The sequence below is a fragment of the Thermoanaerobacter brockii subsp. finnii Ako-1 genome (genome assembly GCF_000175295.2).
Taxonomy (GTDB): domain Bacteria; phylum Bacillota; class Thermoanaerobacteria; order Thermoanaerobacterales; family Thermoanaerobacteraceae; genus Thermoanaerobacter; species Thermoanaerobacter pseudethanolicus.
Genome location: NC_014964.1, coordinates 1 through 14,649 on the forward strand (window position 1 = coordinate 1; position 14,649 = coordinate 14,649).

Here is a 14,649-nt window from a genome sequence, read left to right on the forward strand (position 1 = left end):
ACAACTAAATTATACCGATAATATATTATGCCACCCTTTTAAATAAATTATCCACATTTTATTGATGGGCTTAGGAGGTCATATAATGTATGGAGATCATCGTCAAATATGGGAGAGGATAGTGGAGGTCATAAAAAGCGAGCTTACCCCCACCAGCTACAACACCTGGCTAGTTCACATAAAACCCTTAGCAATTATTGATGATGTGTTATTTTTAAGCACTCCTAATACTTTTACAAAAAATATAATAAATGGAAGATATATAAATATTATCTACGACGCTGCTTCAAAAGCTACAAATAAATTATACGAGATAAAAATATTATCAGAAGACGAAGAAGAATATAGAGAAATCAAAGAATCTATTGAAAAAGAAAACCTAACTGAATCCACTACTCTTTCCACTCTAAATCCAAAATATACTTTTGATACTTTTGTAGTTGGAAACAGCAATAAACTTGCTCACGCTGCATGTCTTGCAGTAGCTCAGGCTCCAGCAAAAGCCTATAATCCTTTATTTATCTATGGAGGAGTAGGTTTAGGCAAAACCCATTTAATGCATGCAATAGGGCACTTTATCAATAAACATCAAAGTGGCTACAAAATAATGTACGTTACGTCAGAAACGTTTACAAACGAGTTAGTTAACTCCATAAAAGACGACAAAAATGAAGAATTTAGAAACAAGTACAGAAATATTGATGTTCTTCTAATAGATGATATTCAATTTATAGCCAAAAAAGAACGAACTCAAGAAGAATTTTTCCATACTTTTAACACCCTTTACGAAGCCAACAAGCAAATAGTTATTTCCAGTGACAGACCACCAAAAGAAATTCCAACTTTAGAAGAAAGGCTAAGGTCAAGGTTTGAGTGGGGTTTAATCGCGGATATACAGCCACCAGATTATGAGACAAGAATTGCAATACTTAAGAAAAAGGCTCAAACAGAAAATCTAAATATACCCGACGAAGTTTTAGCTTATGTGGCAGAAAAAATTCAATCAAATATAAGAGAGTTAGAAGGAGCATTAATAAGAATCGTAGCTTTTTCAAATCTTACAAAAGCCAATATAGACTTAGAATTAGCTAAGCATGCCTTAAAGGAAATTGTATCTAATAAAACGAGAGAAATAACTGTAAAACTCATACAGGAAGAAGTTTGCAAGTACTATAACATAAAACTAGAAGATTTCAGGTCCCGCAAGAGAACAAAAAACATAGCTTATCCGCGACAAATCGCCATGTACTTAGCAAGAGAACTGACAGATTTATCTCTTCCAAAAATAGGAGAAGAATTTGGAAAAGACCATACTACTGTAATACATGCTTATGAAAAAATTTCTAATGAAATAAAACAAGATGAACTTCTCTCAAGGCAGATTGAGGAACTTAAAAAGAGGATAAAAGGTTATTGACATATAAACAGGGATAACCCTGTTTATATGTTTTAAAATTTTTTGTCTGTGAATATTGTTAATAAATTTAACTGTTTACTCAGAAATTATTCACAGACAATTATCGACTTTTTCTCCGCTTCACAAACTATTACTAACAAACTAACATCTTCTATTACTATGACTACTAAATGCTTATCTTATCTATTATATGATTTGACTCAAAAAAATATTCTCAAAAACAGGAGTGAAAAAAATGAAATTTGTGTGTGATAAAAATTCATTATTTGAAGGAGTAAATATTGCAATAAGGGGGGTATCTTCCCGCACTACTCTTCCTATTCTTCAAGGTATAAAAATTTCGGCTTTGAAAGGTCAAGTCAAATTTTCAGGAACTGATCTGGACATAGGAATAGAGTGTCAAATTCCTGCAGTGATAGAAGAAGAGGGAGAAATAGTAGTACCTGCAAAAATTTTCTCAGAATTAGTTCGTAAATTGCCTGAGGGAGATGTAAAAATAGAAAGTGATTCTCAAAACACGGTAAATGTAGTTTGCGATAGTATAAATTTCACTATTGCAGGAAGTGACGCTGTAGAGTTTCCTGAAATCCCTCTAGTATCTAAAGAAAATTCTTTTAAGTTGACGCAAAATATTCTAAAAGACTTAATAAGAAAAACAGTCTTTTGTATTGCCCAGGAGCAAACAAGACCTATTTTGACAGGTGTTCTATTTGAAGTGTTTCAAACTGAAGTTAAAGCAGTAGCTTTAGATGGATTTAGAATGGCTATATATTCTTATCAGAGTGAGGAAAAATTCTTTGACGAGGATATAGAAAAATATTCTATAGTAATTCCAGGTAAAACTTTAGAAGAGATATACAGAATCTTAAAAGATGAGGAAACAGAGATAGAGATATACCACACTGCTAATCAAGTGTTATTCCAAATTGAAAATACAAAGGTAATATCGAGGCTTTTAGAAGGAAGCTTTATAAACTACAATGCTGTTTTACCAAAGGATTATAAGACTGAAGTGGTAGTCAAAAGAGAAGTTTTAACTGAAAGTATTGAAAGAGCTTCACTAATTGCAGAAAGCAAAAATAATTTGATTAAGTTTGAGATTGGTGATAAATTTATTACTGTCTCTTCTAATTCTGAAAAGGGCAAGATGATAGAAAAAATAGAAGTTGATGTAAAAGGAATGTTTCTTGAGATCGCTTTTAACTCAAGATATTTATTAGATTCTTTAAGAGCCATCGATGAAGAAGAAATAACGCTTTATTTCATAAATAGTATAAATCCGTTAATAATAAAACCTATAGGAAGTAAAGATTATCTTTATATGATACTTCCTGTAAAGCTCAATTGAAAATAAGAGGTGTTTTTTAAATGATAGAAGTGCCTATAGAGACGGAATATATTACCTTAGGGCAATTTTTAAAGTATATGAAAATATGTCAAACTGGAGGACAAGCAAAGCAATTTATTTTAGAAGGAAAAGTTAAAGTAAATGGCGCAATAGAATTAAAAAGAGGTAAAAAACTTCACAAAAATGATATAATTGAGGTAGATGGTAAAACTTATATCATAAAGTGAGGAATTTAACTTGTATGTGAAGGAGCTATTTGTCGACAATTTTAGAAATTTACAAAAGCAAAAAATAGAATTTTGCGAAGGAATAAATATATTTTATGGTTTAAATGCACAAGGAAAGAGCAATTTATTAGAAAGTATTAGGCTTTTAAGTATGGGAAGGTCTTTTAGAGGGAGCAAAACGACAGAACTAATAAAATTTGGAGAAGATTATTTTTATGTAAAAGCAATAATTTGTCAAGAAAATAACGATAAAAAAATAGAATTTGGATACAAGAAAAATGAAAATAAAGTCATTAAAGTAAATGGCAATAAAATAAAGTCGACTTCCGAACTTTTAGGTCAACTTTTGACAGTCATTTTTTCTCCTGAAGATTTAAACATAATAAAAGAAGGACCTTCCCATCGCAGAAAATATCTGGATTCTTGTATATCTGTTGTTGAAAAGAATTATCTTTATAACCTCATGCAATATAACAAAATACTAATGAATAGAAATAAACTATTAAAGAGCATAAAAGAAGGGAAAAGTAAAAGTATACTAGAAATTTTTGATGACCAATTAGTAGAATACGGGGCAAAAATAATTGTGATGAGACAAAATTATTTAAAAAACGTAGAAATTAATATAAAAAAATTTTTACTTGAAATTTCCAATGAGACAGCAGAAATTGTCTACCTAAATAGTGTAGGACTTAAAGATGCTTCAGATGAAGAAATAGTTAAAAAAAGATTAAAAGAAAAACTATCAAAGAATATAGATGTGGATTTAAGGTATTTTACAACACAAGTTGGGCCTCATAGGGAAGATTTTAAAATTATTATAAACGGCTATGATTCAAGAGTATATTCTTCTCAAGGTCAACAGCGAACAGCGGCTTTATGCCTTAAATTATCAGAGTTTGAAATTTTAAAAAAGGAGACTAGTGAAAAACCAGTACTGCTTTTAGATGACGTAATGTCAGAATTAGATGAAAATAGAAAAAAATATGTCCTAGAAAGATTAAAAGGTTTTCAGACTTTTATAACCCATACTACAAAAAGATATTTAAAAGGAGATTGTTATTTTAAGATATCTAATGGGGTTGTTATTAAAGAATAGGGGGTCAAAAAATGTATGTCCATTTAGGCGGCAACGTGGTAGTTCCTGACAAAGACATTATAGCTATTTTTGACATGAGTGTTGTAACTACTTCGGAGGCTACTGTGCAATTTTTAAAAATAGCGGAAGAAGAAGGATTTGTGGTCAGAATTTCTGACGAAAAGCCAAAGTCTTTTATAATCACAGAAAGGGATAAGAGGAGTATTATTTATTTATCACCAATTTCTGCTTTTACCCTTATAAGAAGGACACAAAAAATAGAGGATTAGGGAGGTATTAAATTGTATCAAAAAACATCAGAAGGAATTGTTGTGAGAAATGAAGGAAAGAAGTTAGAGCTTAGAGTATTAGGTGATAAAATTATTAACGTTTTTGTAAGTGATAAAGAGGAAAAAAGAAAGGATACAATTGCGATAGAAAGGAAAGAATACGATATTCCTGAGTTCAGTGTAAGAAAAGAATTAGAAAGTATATTAATTGAAACTGATTCTTTAAAAGTAAAAATAAATAAAAATGACCTTTCTGTGAGTTTCTTAGATAAAAATGAAAATATAATTAATGAGGATTACAATGGAGGAGTAAAATTTAGTGAAACAGATGTTAGATGCTATAAAAAGTTAAGAGAAGACCATTTTTACGGTTTTGGAGAAAAAGCAGGATATCTCGACAAAAAAGGCGAAAGGTTAGAGATGTGGAATACAGATGAATTTATGACTCACAACCAGACTACAAAACTTTTATATGAGTCTTACCCTTTTTTCATAGGAATGAACGATTATCACACTTATGGAATATTTTTAGACAATAGCTTTAGGTCTTTTTTTGATATGGGACAGGAAAGCCAAGAATACTATTATTTTGGGGCCTATGGAGGTCAAATGAATTATTACTTTATTTATGGAGAAGACATAAAAGAGGTTGTAGAGGATTATACATATCTCACTGGAAGGATAAATCTTCCACCTTTATGGGCATTGGGAAATCAGCAGAGCAGGTACAGCTATACTCCACAAGAGAGAGTACTGGAGATTGCAAAAACTTTTAGAGAAAAAGATATTCCTTGTGACGTGATATATCTCGATATAGATTACATGGAAGGATATAGAGTTTTCACATGGAATAAAGATACATTTAAAAATTATAAGGAAATGCTAAAGCAGCTTAAAGAAATGGGATTTAAAGTAGTGACGATTGTAGATCCAGGAGTTAAGAGGGATTACGACTACCATGTTTACAGAGAAGGAATTGAGGAGGATTATTTTGTAAAGGATAAGTATGGTATAACCTATGTTGGAAAAGTATGGCCAGGGGAAGCTTGTTTTCCTGACTTTTTACAAGAAGAAGTGAGATATTGGTGGGGAGAAAAGCACAGAGAATTTATAAAGGATGGAATTGATGGTATATGGAATGATATGAATGAGCCAGCTGTGTTTGAAACTCCTACTAAAACTATGCCAGAGGATAATATTCATATTTTAGATGGAGAAAAGGTACTTCACAAAGAAGCCCATAACGTTTATGCTAATTATATGGCTATGGCCACAAGAGATGGTTTACTAAGGATAAGACCTAATGAAAGGCCTTTTGTGTTGACAAGAGCTGCTTTTTCAGGAATACAAAGGTATGCGGCAATGTGGACAGGAGACAACAGAAGCTTGTACGAACACCTTCTTATGATGATGCCTATGTTGATAAATATTGGGCTTTCTGGACAACCGTTTGCAGGAGCCGATGTAGGGGGATTTGAGGGAGATTGTCACGAAGAACTTTTTATAAGGTGGATAGAGGCAGCTACCTTTACTCCCTTTTTAAGAGTGCATTCTGCAATAGGTACTAAAGACCAAGAGCCATGGTCTTTCGGAAAAAGGTGTGAGGATATATCGCGAAAGTACATAAAAATGAGATATGAGATTTTACCTTACTTATACGATTTGTTTTACATCGCCTCCCAAAAAGGTTATCCTATAATGAGGCCATTGGTTTTTGAGTATCAAGAAGATGAAAATACTCATAAAATATACGATGAATTTCTGTTAGGAGATAATTTATTGGTTGCGCCTATATACTTACCTTCTAAAGAAAAAAGAGAAGTGTATTTGCCAAAAGGAATATGGTATGATTACTGGACTGGAAAAGAATTTAAAGGAGAAAGCTATTATCTTGTGGATGCTCCTATAGATATAATACCTCTTTTTGTAAAAGAAGGAGGAATATTATTAAAGCGTGAGCCTCAGTCCTTTGTAGAAGAAAAGGAAATAAAAGAGATAATAGTGGAAATTTATAGAGGAGAAGAAGGGCATTATCTCCATTATGAAGACGATGGAAAGTCCTTTGATTATACTAAAGGGGTTTATAACCTCTTCGATATAAGTTTTTGTTATAAAGAAGGAAGGATGGATATAAAATTTGATAAAATTCACTTTGGCTATGACAAAGGAGTTAAAAAGTATAAATTTATATTTAAAAATTTTGGTGATATTAAAGAGATTAAGATAAATGGTGAAAAAGTTGGGAAGGAAAATTGTGAAATTGAATTATAAAATAGAGGCAAAAGCCTCTATTTTTTTACAAATCTTTCTATTAAAGATTGTTTAGCTTGTTGTTCTAAGGAGTCATCCAAAGGAGTTAATTCTACTTTTCCATATTTTCTCTTTAAAGCAGTTTCAATTAAAATATCTGCAAATTCAGGATTTTTAGGAAGTACTGGGCCATGGAGATATGTTCCATACACATTTTTATAAATACATCCTTCTGTTTTATCTTCTCCGTTATTTCCACTTCCAATTATTATTTTCCCTAAAGGATTAGATTTTCCGAGATAGGTTTTTCCAGAATGATTTTCAAAGCCCACCATTTTAAAGTTTTTTTCATTTATATTTGCTTCAATTACCACATTTCCTATCATCCTTTTGGTACCCGCGACAGTCCACACGTCTAATACACCAACTCCTTTTAGTTTATCACCTTTTGAGGTTTGATAATAATTTCCTAAAAGTTGGTATCCGCCGCATATACCTAATACTGTCAAACCGTCTTCAATAGCTGCTTTGAGATTTTTACCCTTTTTAATTGTCAAGTCATCGCTTACAATTTTTTGTTCCCTATCAGATCCGCCTCCTAAAAAAAGTATATCTATATCAGCAAAATTCGTGTTGGAATCTACTGTAATTGGTTTTACTTTGGTTTCAATGTTTCGCCATTCACATCTTCTTTTTAATGTCAAAATATTTCCTAAGTCCCCGTATAAATTTAATAAGTCTGGATACATATGGCCAATGACAAGTTTCATTTTTTGTCCTCCTGTGAGTTTAAGTATTTATTTACATCATAAAGGGAAGTGTAATTTGGAAGTACTGCTATTAATTCTTCCTTAGTTAGTTCAGATATTGTATCAAGAGCTTTATCTATAGAGTTTATGACTTTTATTTTATTAATATCAAAGTTTGCATATTTCAGTCTTACTGCCATGTCCTCAGCTCTTAAACCAGAAGTTATTATATAATTTACCTTTGTTTTTGATAAAAAGTCTTCTAAGTTTACGTCCCACAACCAAGATACATCTCTTCCATCTGCGTAGTTATCATTTATAGAGATTAAAAGGTTTAGAGGTTTATTAAATTGAGATAGCATATTTAAAGTGCTTTCAAAACCGATGGGGTTTTTAATTAAATTTATTATCGCTTTTTTGTTTTTTATTTTAGTTTTTTGTAATCTTCCTTCTATTGGCCAATAGCTTTCTGTTGCTTTTAATATAGTGTTAAAGTCTATGTTCAACAAAATGCCAGCAGATATAGCTGCTAATAAATTATACACATTGTATAAGCCTATTAATCTACTTTTAACTGTAAAAATTTTATCTTTATAGTATAGATTAAAATTTATTCCATCTTCATTTAAAAATATATTAGTAGCTTTAAAATGAGAATTTGGACGTTTTTTGCCACAATTGGGGCAGTAATAGTCTCCCAGTTGCCCGTAATATATTCTTCTATATTCATATTTGTGGCCACAAATTGGACAGTATTTTTGTTCAAAAGAAGAGGAGTTAATTCCTTCAATGTTGTCTTCAATTCCATAGTAAAAGACTTTCGATTTTATCTCATCTCCTATTGAAGCTGTAAAAGGTTCATCAGCGTTTAGTAATACTATAGATTCTTGTGGCAGTTTTAATAGAGCTTTTTTTACTTTTTCTACTGTTGTATCTAATTCTCCATATCTGTCTAATTGGTCTCTAAAAAAGTTAGTTATTATTACTATATTAGGTTTTATATCTTCTATTACAATTGGCATGTTTGCTTCATCTATTTCAAAAACGGCTGCATCTTTTATTAAATTTCCTAAAAAATTGCTGTTTTTTATCAAAGTAGTCGCAATTCCAGTTTTCATATTTGCTCCTTCTTTGTTGTGTACAACACTTTTCCCAGAAGTGGTCAAAATATGGGCTATTAATCCGGAAGTTGTAGTTTTGCCATTTGTACCTGTTATTATTACTTTATTATCTTTTATAGGCTCAATTAACTTTTTTATTAATTTAGAATCAGATTTAAGAGCTATTTTTCCAGGTAAAGATGTTCCATCTTTTCCCGTTATTTTACAAGATATATTCACAAGTTTACCTAAGTTGACACTTAAAAATTTCACTCTTTACCACCTTCTAGTAAATTTTATTTCCTATTTTTATTTCTCTTTCTGGTTGAAGCAATACTACATTTCCTTCTTCATCATCTACCCCTAATATTAAAACTTCAGATACGAAGTCTGCAATTTGTTTGGGTGGCAAATTTACTTTTTTAAAAAATCTTCATAAGTAGCCATTGAATTCACCCCAATTTAAGTATATTATATTATAGGTATATTATATTATAGGTATAATTTGTTAAATACATTATACTTCTCGATTTCCCGGGAAATTTTTCAGGAAATAATTATATCCTGTAAATTTTATTTTGAATTGAGCAAATTTCAAAATAATGATAAAATAAAACTGTTGGATAAATTTGCGGAGGTTGTGAATATGGCAAAGGATGAAACTTATACTGCGAGTCAAATACAAATATTAGAGGGTTTAGAAGCGGTAAGAAAAAGGCCAGGAATGTATATAGGTTCTACTGGTAGCAGAGGACTGCATCATTTAGTATACGAGGTAGTCGATAATAGTATAGATGAAGCATTGGCCGGTTATTGCAAAAATATAGTAGTTACTATACACAAAGATAATTCTATAACGGTTGAAGACGACGGAAGGGGTATTCCTACAGATATTCACCCAAAAGTTAGAAAACCAGCTGTAGAAGTAGCTTTAACAATGTTACATGCAGGTGGAAAATTTAATAATGACGCTTACAAAGTTTCTGGAGGATTGCACGGAGTAGGTGTTTCTGTTGTAAATGCATTATCTGAAAAATTAGAAGTTATTGTAAAACAACATGGGAAAATTTATAGGCAAAGATATGAAAGAGGAGTGCCAAAAACTGATTTAGAGGTTATTGGAGAGACAGAAGAGACAGGTACAACTATTACTTTTAAGCCGGATAAGGAGATTTTTGAAGAAACTGTATTCGACTATGATGTATTAGCTCAAAGATTGAGAGAATTAGCATTTTTAAATAAAGGTATAAATATCAAGCTTATAGACGAAAGAGACGGAAAAGAAGAGGTCTTTAATTACGAAGGTGGAATTATATCTTTTGTAAAGTATTTAAATAGAAATAAAGAAGTCCTCCATGAAGAGCCAATATACATGGAAGCGAAAAATAGCGACTATGAAGTAGAGGTTTGCATGCAGTATAATGACAGTTATACTGAAAATATCTTTAGTTTTGCTAATAATATTGATACTAGAGAAGGTGGTACTCATCTAGTAGGCTTTAAAGCAGCTTTGACTAAAGTCATTAATGATTACGCAAGAAAATACGGGATTATAAAAGATAACGAGAAAAATTTACAGGGTGAAGATGTAAGAGAAGGACTTACAGCTATTGTAAGTGTAAAATTAAAAAATCCACAGTTTGAAGGACAGACTAAAACAAAATTAGGAAATTCTGAAATGAGGTCTATTGTAGAAAATGTAGTAACAGAAAAACTCTCGGCTTTTTTAGAAGAAAATCCCTCAGTTGCAAAAGTTATAGTAGAAAAAGCTACTCAAGCAGCAAGGGCAAGGGAAGCTGCGAGAAAAGCCAGAGAGCTTACCAGAAGAAAGTCTGCTCTTGAGAATACTACTTTGCCAGGTAAACTTGCCGACTGCTCGGAGAAAGACCCTTCTAAATGTGAGCTTTTCTTGGTAGAGGGTGACTCTGCAGGAGGTTCTGCTAAATCAGGTAGAAACAGTAGATTCCAAGCGATACTTCCACTCCGAGGAAAAATTTTAAATGTGGAGAAGGCAAGACTTGACAAGATATTGTCTAATGAAGAGATAAGAGCAATGATAACTGCTTTAGGTACTGGCATAGGAGATGAATTTGATATAAGTAAGTTAAGGTACCACAAAGTAGTCATAATGACAGATGCGGACGTAGATGGAAGTCATATTAGGACACTGCTTTTAACATTTTTCTATAGGTTTATGAGACCTTTAATTGAAAATGGAAATGTGTACATTGCTCAACCGCCTTTATATAAAATTACAAAAGGCAAAAAGGTGTATTATGCTTACTCGGATAGAGAATTAGACAGGATTTTAAATGAAATTGGAAGGGAAAATTATACTGTTCAAAGGTATAAAGGTCTTGGAGAAATGAATGCTGACCAGTTATGGGATACAACTATGGATCCAGAGAAGAGGACGATGCTTAAAGTTACATTAGAGGATGCGATAGCTGCAGATGAAATTTTCACCATTTTAATGGGGGACAAAGTCGAACCAAGAAGGGAATTTATAGAAAAGCACGCAAAAACAGTTAGAAATTTAGACATATAAAAGAGGTGAAATAGATGAGTGAAGAAAAAGAGAAGGTAATCCCAGTAGGCATTGAAGATGAAATGAAAAAATCTTATATAGATTATGCGATGAGTGTAATTGTTGGAAGGGCACTGCCAGATGTGAGAGATGGTTTAAAACCAGTTCATAGAAGGATTCTCTATGCTATGAATGAGTTGGGATTAACTCCTGACAAGCCATATAAAAAGAGCGTTGCAGTTGTTGGTGAAGTTTTAGGGAAATACCATCCTCACGGTGATGCGGCTGTTTATGATACTTTAGTGAGACTAGCACAGGATTTTTCAATGAGAGAAACTTTGATAGATGGGCATGGAAATTTTGGAAGCGTAGATGGAGACCCTCCAGCTGCCATGAGGTATACGGAAGCGAGGCTTTCAAAAATTGCACTTGAAATGCTTACAGATATAAATAAAGAAACAGTAGATTTTGTGCCAAACTTTGACGAGACTTTAAAAGAACCAGTTGTGCTTCCTTCTCGATTTCCTAATCTTTTAGTCAACGGTTCTCAAGGCATTGCTGTAGGTATGGCTACCAACATTCCTCCTCACAATTTAGGAGAAGTCATAGATGGAATTGTCGCTTATATAGACAATCCTTATATTTCAGTAGATGAACTGATGAAATATATAAAGGGACCTGACTTTCCTACAGGAGGAATAATTCTAGGAAGAGACGGTATAAAAGAGACTTATGAGACAGGAAGAGGTAAAATTGTCGTTAGGGCAAAGGCAGAAATTGAAGAACACCACGGTAAGACGAGAATCGTAATTACTGAGATTCCTTATATGGTTTTAAAAGCTAAGTTAATTGAAAAAATAGCTGAGTTAGTCCGTGACAAGCACATAGAAGGGATTTCTGATTTAAGAGATGAATCTGATAGGAATGGAATGAAAATTGTAATAGAGCTAAAAAGAGATGTCAATCCAAAGGTAATACTTAATAAACTTTACATGCACACACAAATGCAGCAGACCTTTGGAGCTATAATGTTGGCTCTTGTAGATGGAGAGCCAAAAATATTAAATTTAAAGCAGATTATAGAAAAGTATGTGGACCATCAAGCGGATGTTGTAACGAGAAGAACTAAGTTTGACTTAAGAAAAGCAGAAGAAAGAGCCCATATTTTAGAAGGGTTAAAAATCGCGCTTGACCACATTGATGAAGTGATAAACATAATAAGAAGTTCAAAGACAGAAGCAATTGCTAAACAAAATTTAATGGACAAGTTTGGGTTAAGCGAAAAACAAGCACAAGCGATAGTTGACATGAGATTAGGAAGGTTGACTGGGCTTGAAAGGCAAAAAGTAGAAGATGAGCTTAAAGAGTTAATTGAAAAGATAAAAGAATTAAAGGAAATTTTGGCAGATGAAAGAAAAGTGCTGGAAATAATCAAAAAAGAGCTTTTGGAAATAAAAGATAAATATGCTACTCCGAGAAAGACAAGCATTGTGGCAAAAGAAGAAGAGTTAGATTTAGAGGATTTGGTTCAATTGGAAGATGTCGTAGTGACAATGACTCACTATGGATATATAAAGAGAATGCCTCTTGATACTTATAAGGCTCAAAAACGTGGAGGGAAAGGCATATTAGGTATATCTACAAGAGAAGATGACTTTGTAGAGGATATATTTATCACTACAACTCATGACAGACTGTTGTTCTTTACAAACAAAGGGAAAGTATATAGTTTAAGGACAATAGACATTCCTGAGACAGGAAGACAAGCAAAAGGCACGGCTATTGTCAATCTCATACAGATAGCTCAAGGAGAGAAAGTCACAGCGGTTATTCCTCTTAAAAAGTCAGAAGATATTAAGTATATTGTGATGTGCACTAAAAAAGGCATAATTAAAAAGACTTCTATAGAAGAGTTCAGGTCAATTAAGAGAAATGGTATAATTGCTATCACGTTGGAAGAAAGTGATGAGCTTATAAATGTAAAATTAACAAATGGAGAAAGAGAAATAATAATAGGGACTGCCAGAGGCTATGCTATAAGATTTAATGAAAAAGACATAAGACCTATGGGAAGAGTGGCAAAAGGTGTAATAGCTATTTCCTTGAGAGAAGATGATGAAGTGGTAGAAATGGACCTTGTTCATCCCAATAGCGAAATTTTAGTAGTAACAGAAAATGGATTTGGGAAGAGAACGGACTTAGAGGAATACAGGCTTCAAACAAGAGCAGGAAAGGGAATAATTGCAATAAGGCTTAGCGAAAAGACTGGTAAATTGGTGTCTATACGGTCAGTAAATCCAGAAGATGAATTTATGATAATTTCTGCAAATGGGATTCTTATAAGAATGAAGGTGTCCGATATTTCTAAGATGCACAGAGATACAAGAGGAGTAACCCTTATGAAGCTTGATGATGGTGACAGGGTTGTTTCTACTGCAAGAATAGAAAATGAAGAATAAAAATAAGCCCTCAATTTTTGGGGGCTTATTTTTTAAAAGCTCTTTCATATTGTTTTGGCCAGTCTTCCTTTGAAGTGTAGGTATGCAGAACCCAATAGGGATTTCTTAAAAGTTCTCTTCCAAGTGCAACTAAGTCTGCCCTTTCATTTGAAAGAATTTCTTCTGCAAGCTCTTGTGTCGTTATTAATCCTACCGCAGAAGTTTTTATATTACAGCGCTTTTTAATTGTTTCAGCGTATTTAACTTGATATCCAGGATATAGATTTATATCAACATTTAAAAGTCCTCCACTGCTTACATCAATTAAATCAACTTTGTCTTTTATCATGTTGATATATTCTACCATCATATCTATGTTTATTCCGCCTTCCATGTAATCATCTGCAGATACCCGCACGAAAATAGGTTTATTTTCAGGCCAATTTTTTCTAACTTCATCTATCACTTCAATTAAAAATCTTGCTCTATTTTCAATGCTATTGCCGTATTCATCTTTTCGTTTATTTGAAAGAGGAGAAAGAAATTCGTGGATTAAATAGCCGTGAGCTGCATGTATTTCAACTACATCATAACCTGCTAAGTTAGCCCTTTTAGCAGCTTCCCCAAAAGCTTTTACTATAGATTTTATTTCCTCAACTGATAATTCTCTTGGAAGTTTGTAGCGGTCTCCTGCTTTGATAGGGGAAGGTCCTACGACATCCTCGTAGGATATATTACATTTTCTTCCTGCATGAGCAAGCTGTATTCCCATCACAGCGCCATTTGCTTTACAAATGTCTACAATTTTTTTTAATTCTTTAACTTGTTCATCATTCCATATGCCAAGGTCATGATCAGTTATTCTTCCTCTGCTCTCAACAGCTGTGGCTTCTTGCATAATAAGTCCTACTCCACCAATAGCCCTTGTGGCGTAATGAACTATATGCCAGTCATTTGGCATCCCATCTGTAGAAGCTGAGTACATACACATAGGAGACATCATGATTCTATTTTTTATTGTAATATCCTTTATCTTTAAAGGCATATGTAAAATACTCATAAACACTCTCCCTTCTTGAACTTTCTAATTTTAATCATAATACATATCTTTTTAAAAACCAAATTTGACAAAAATGTTTAAGCTGCATGCGATTAAAGCAATTTTTAATGATAGTTAAAAAAAGAGTAATTTTTTTGGGAGATATTTAAAATTTTTTAGTAAATG

General features: G+C 32.6%; 12 protein-coding genes. 8 read left to right on the forward strand and 4 right to left on the reverse strand.

What is annotated here, in order from left to right; genetic code table 11:
• Positions 1-85 precede the first annotated feature (85 nt).
• From dnaA to THEBR_RS00030, 6 genes are all read left to right on the forward strand, one after another.
• Complete coding sequence (dnaA, locus tag THEBR_RS00005; protein WP_009052052.1) at positions 86-1,417, forward strand: chromosomal replication initiator protein DnaA; 1,332 nt, start codon at positions 86-88, stop codon at positions 1,415-1,417.
• A 235-nt stretch (positions 1,418-1,652) separates the two neighbouring features.
• Positions 1,653-2,765: a DNA polymerase III subunit beta gene (gene dnaN, locus THEBR_RS00010; protein WP_003867408.1), complete on the forward strand. Its 1,113-nt coding sequence runs from the start codon at positions 1,653-1,655 to the stop codon at positions 2,763-2,765.
• A gap of 20 nt (positions 2,766-2,785) precedes the next feature.
• Positions 2,786-2,992, forward strand: coding sequence for a S4 domain-containing protein YaaA (gene yaaA, locus THEBR_RS00015; RefSeq protein WP_003867407.1), 207 nt, complete (start codon positions 2,786-2,788; stop codon positions 2,990-2,992).
• 10 nt (positions 2,993-3,002) lie between these two features.
• A complete protein-coding gene (gene recF, locus THEBR_RS00020; protein ID WP_012268802.1) occupies positions 3,003-4,091 on the forward strand; it encodes a DNA replication/repair protein RecF in 1,089 nt (362 codons plus the stop codon).
• Between the two features lie 11 nt (positions 4,092-4,102).
• Entirely contained in the window at positions 4,103-4,360 is a 258-nt protein-coding gene (gene remB / locus THEBR_RS00025; protein WP_003867405.1) for an extracellular matrix regulator RemB, read from the forward strand.
• A 12-nt stretch (positions 4,361-4,372) separates the two neighbouring features.
• Positions 4,373-6,631 (forward strand): glycoside hydrolase family 31 protein, encoded by a 2,259-nt coding sequence (locus THEBR_RS00030; protein WP_012268803.1) that lies wholly within the window; start codon positions 4,373-4,375, stop codon positions 6,629-6,631.
• 17 nt (positions 6,632-6,648) lie between these two features.
• Here THEBR_RS00030 and THEBR_RS00035 read toward each other — a convergent pair whose 3' ends face one another.
• The 3 genes from THEBR_RS00035 to THEBR_RS11955 are packed head-to-tail and all read right to left on the reverse strand — an operon-like array spanning position 6,649 to position 8,871.
• Complete coding sequence (locus THEBR_RS00035) at positions 6,649-7,380, reverse strand: type 1 glutamine amidotransferase (RefSeq protein WP_003867403.1); 732 nt, start codon at positions 7,378-7,380, stop codon at positions 6,649-6,651.
• Entirely contained in the window at positions 7,377-8,732 is a 1,356-nt protein-coding gene (locus THEBR_RS00040; protein ID WP_003867402.1) for a Mur ligase family protein, read from the reverse strand. The genes THEBR_RS00035 and THEBR_RS00040 overlap by 4 nt, the downstream gene beginning before the upstream one ends.
• A gap of 13 nt (positions 8,733-8,745) precedes the next feature.
• Complete coding sequence (locus THEBR_RS11955; RefSeq protein ID WP_012268804.1) at positions 8,746-8,871, reverse strand: hypothetical protein; 126 nt, start codon at positions 8,869-8,871, stop codon at positions 8,746-8,748.
• Positions 8,872-9,105: 234 nt separating this feature from the next.
• On the opposite strand from THEBR_RS11955, the gene gyrB reads away from it, so the two are divergent.
• Both gyrB and gyrA read left to right on the forward strand, forming a co-directional pair.
• Positions 9,106-11,007 carry a DNA topoisomerase (ATP-hydrolyzing) subunit B gene (gyrB, locus tag THEBR_RS00045; RefSeq protein WP_003867401.1) on the forward strand — a complete coding sequence of 634 codons (1,902 nt, stop codon included), beginning with the start codon at positions 9,106-9,108 and terminating at the stop codon, positions 11,005-11,007.
• 14 nt (positions 11,008-11,021) lie between these two features.
• Positions 11,022-13,445: a DNA gyrase subunit A gene (gene gyrA, locus THEBR_RS00050; RefSeq protein WP_003867400.1), complete on the forward strand. Its 2,424-nt coding sequence runs from the start codon at positions 11,022-11,024 to the stop codon at positions 13,443-13,445.
• Between the two features lie 25 nt (positions 13,446-13,470).
• Here gyrA and namA read toward each other — a convergent pair whose 3' ends face one another.
• Entirely contained in the window at positions 13,471-14,484 is a 1,014-nt protein-coding gene (namA, locus tag THEBR_RS00055) for an NADPH dehydrogenase NamA (protein ID WP_012268805.1), read from the reverse strand.
• Between the last annotated feature and the right edge of the window lie 165 nt (positions 14,485-14,649).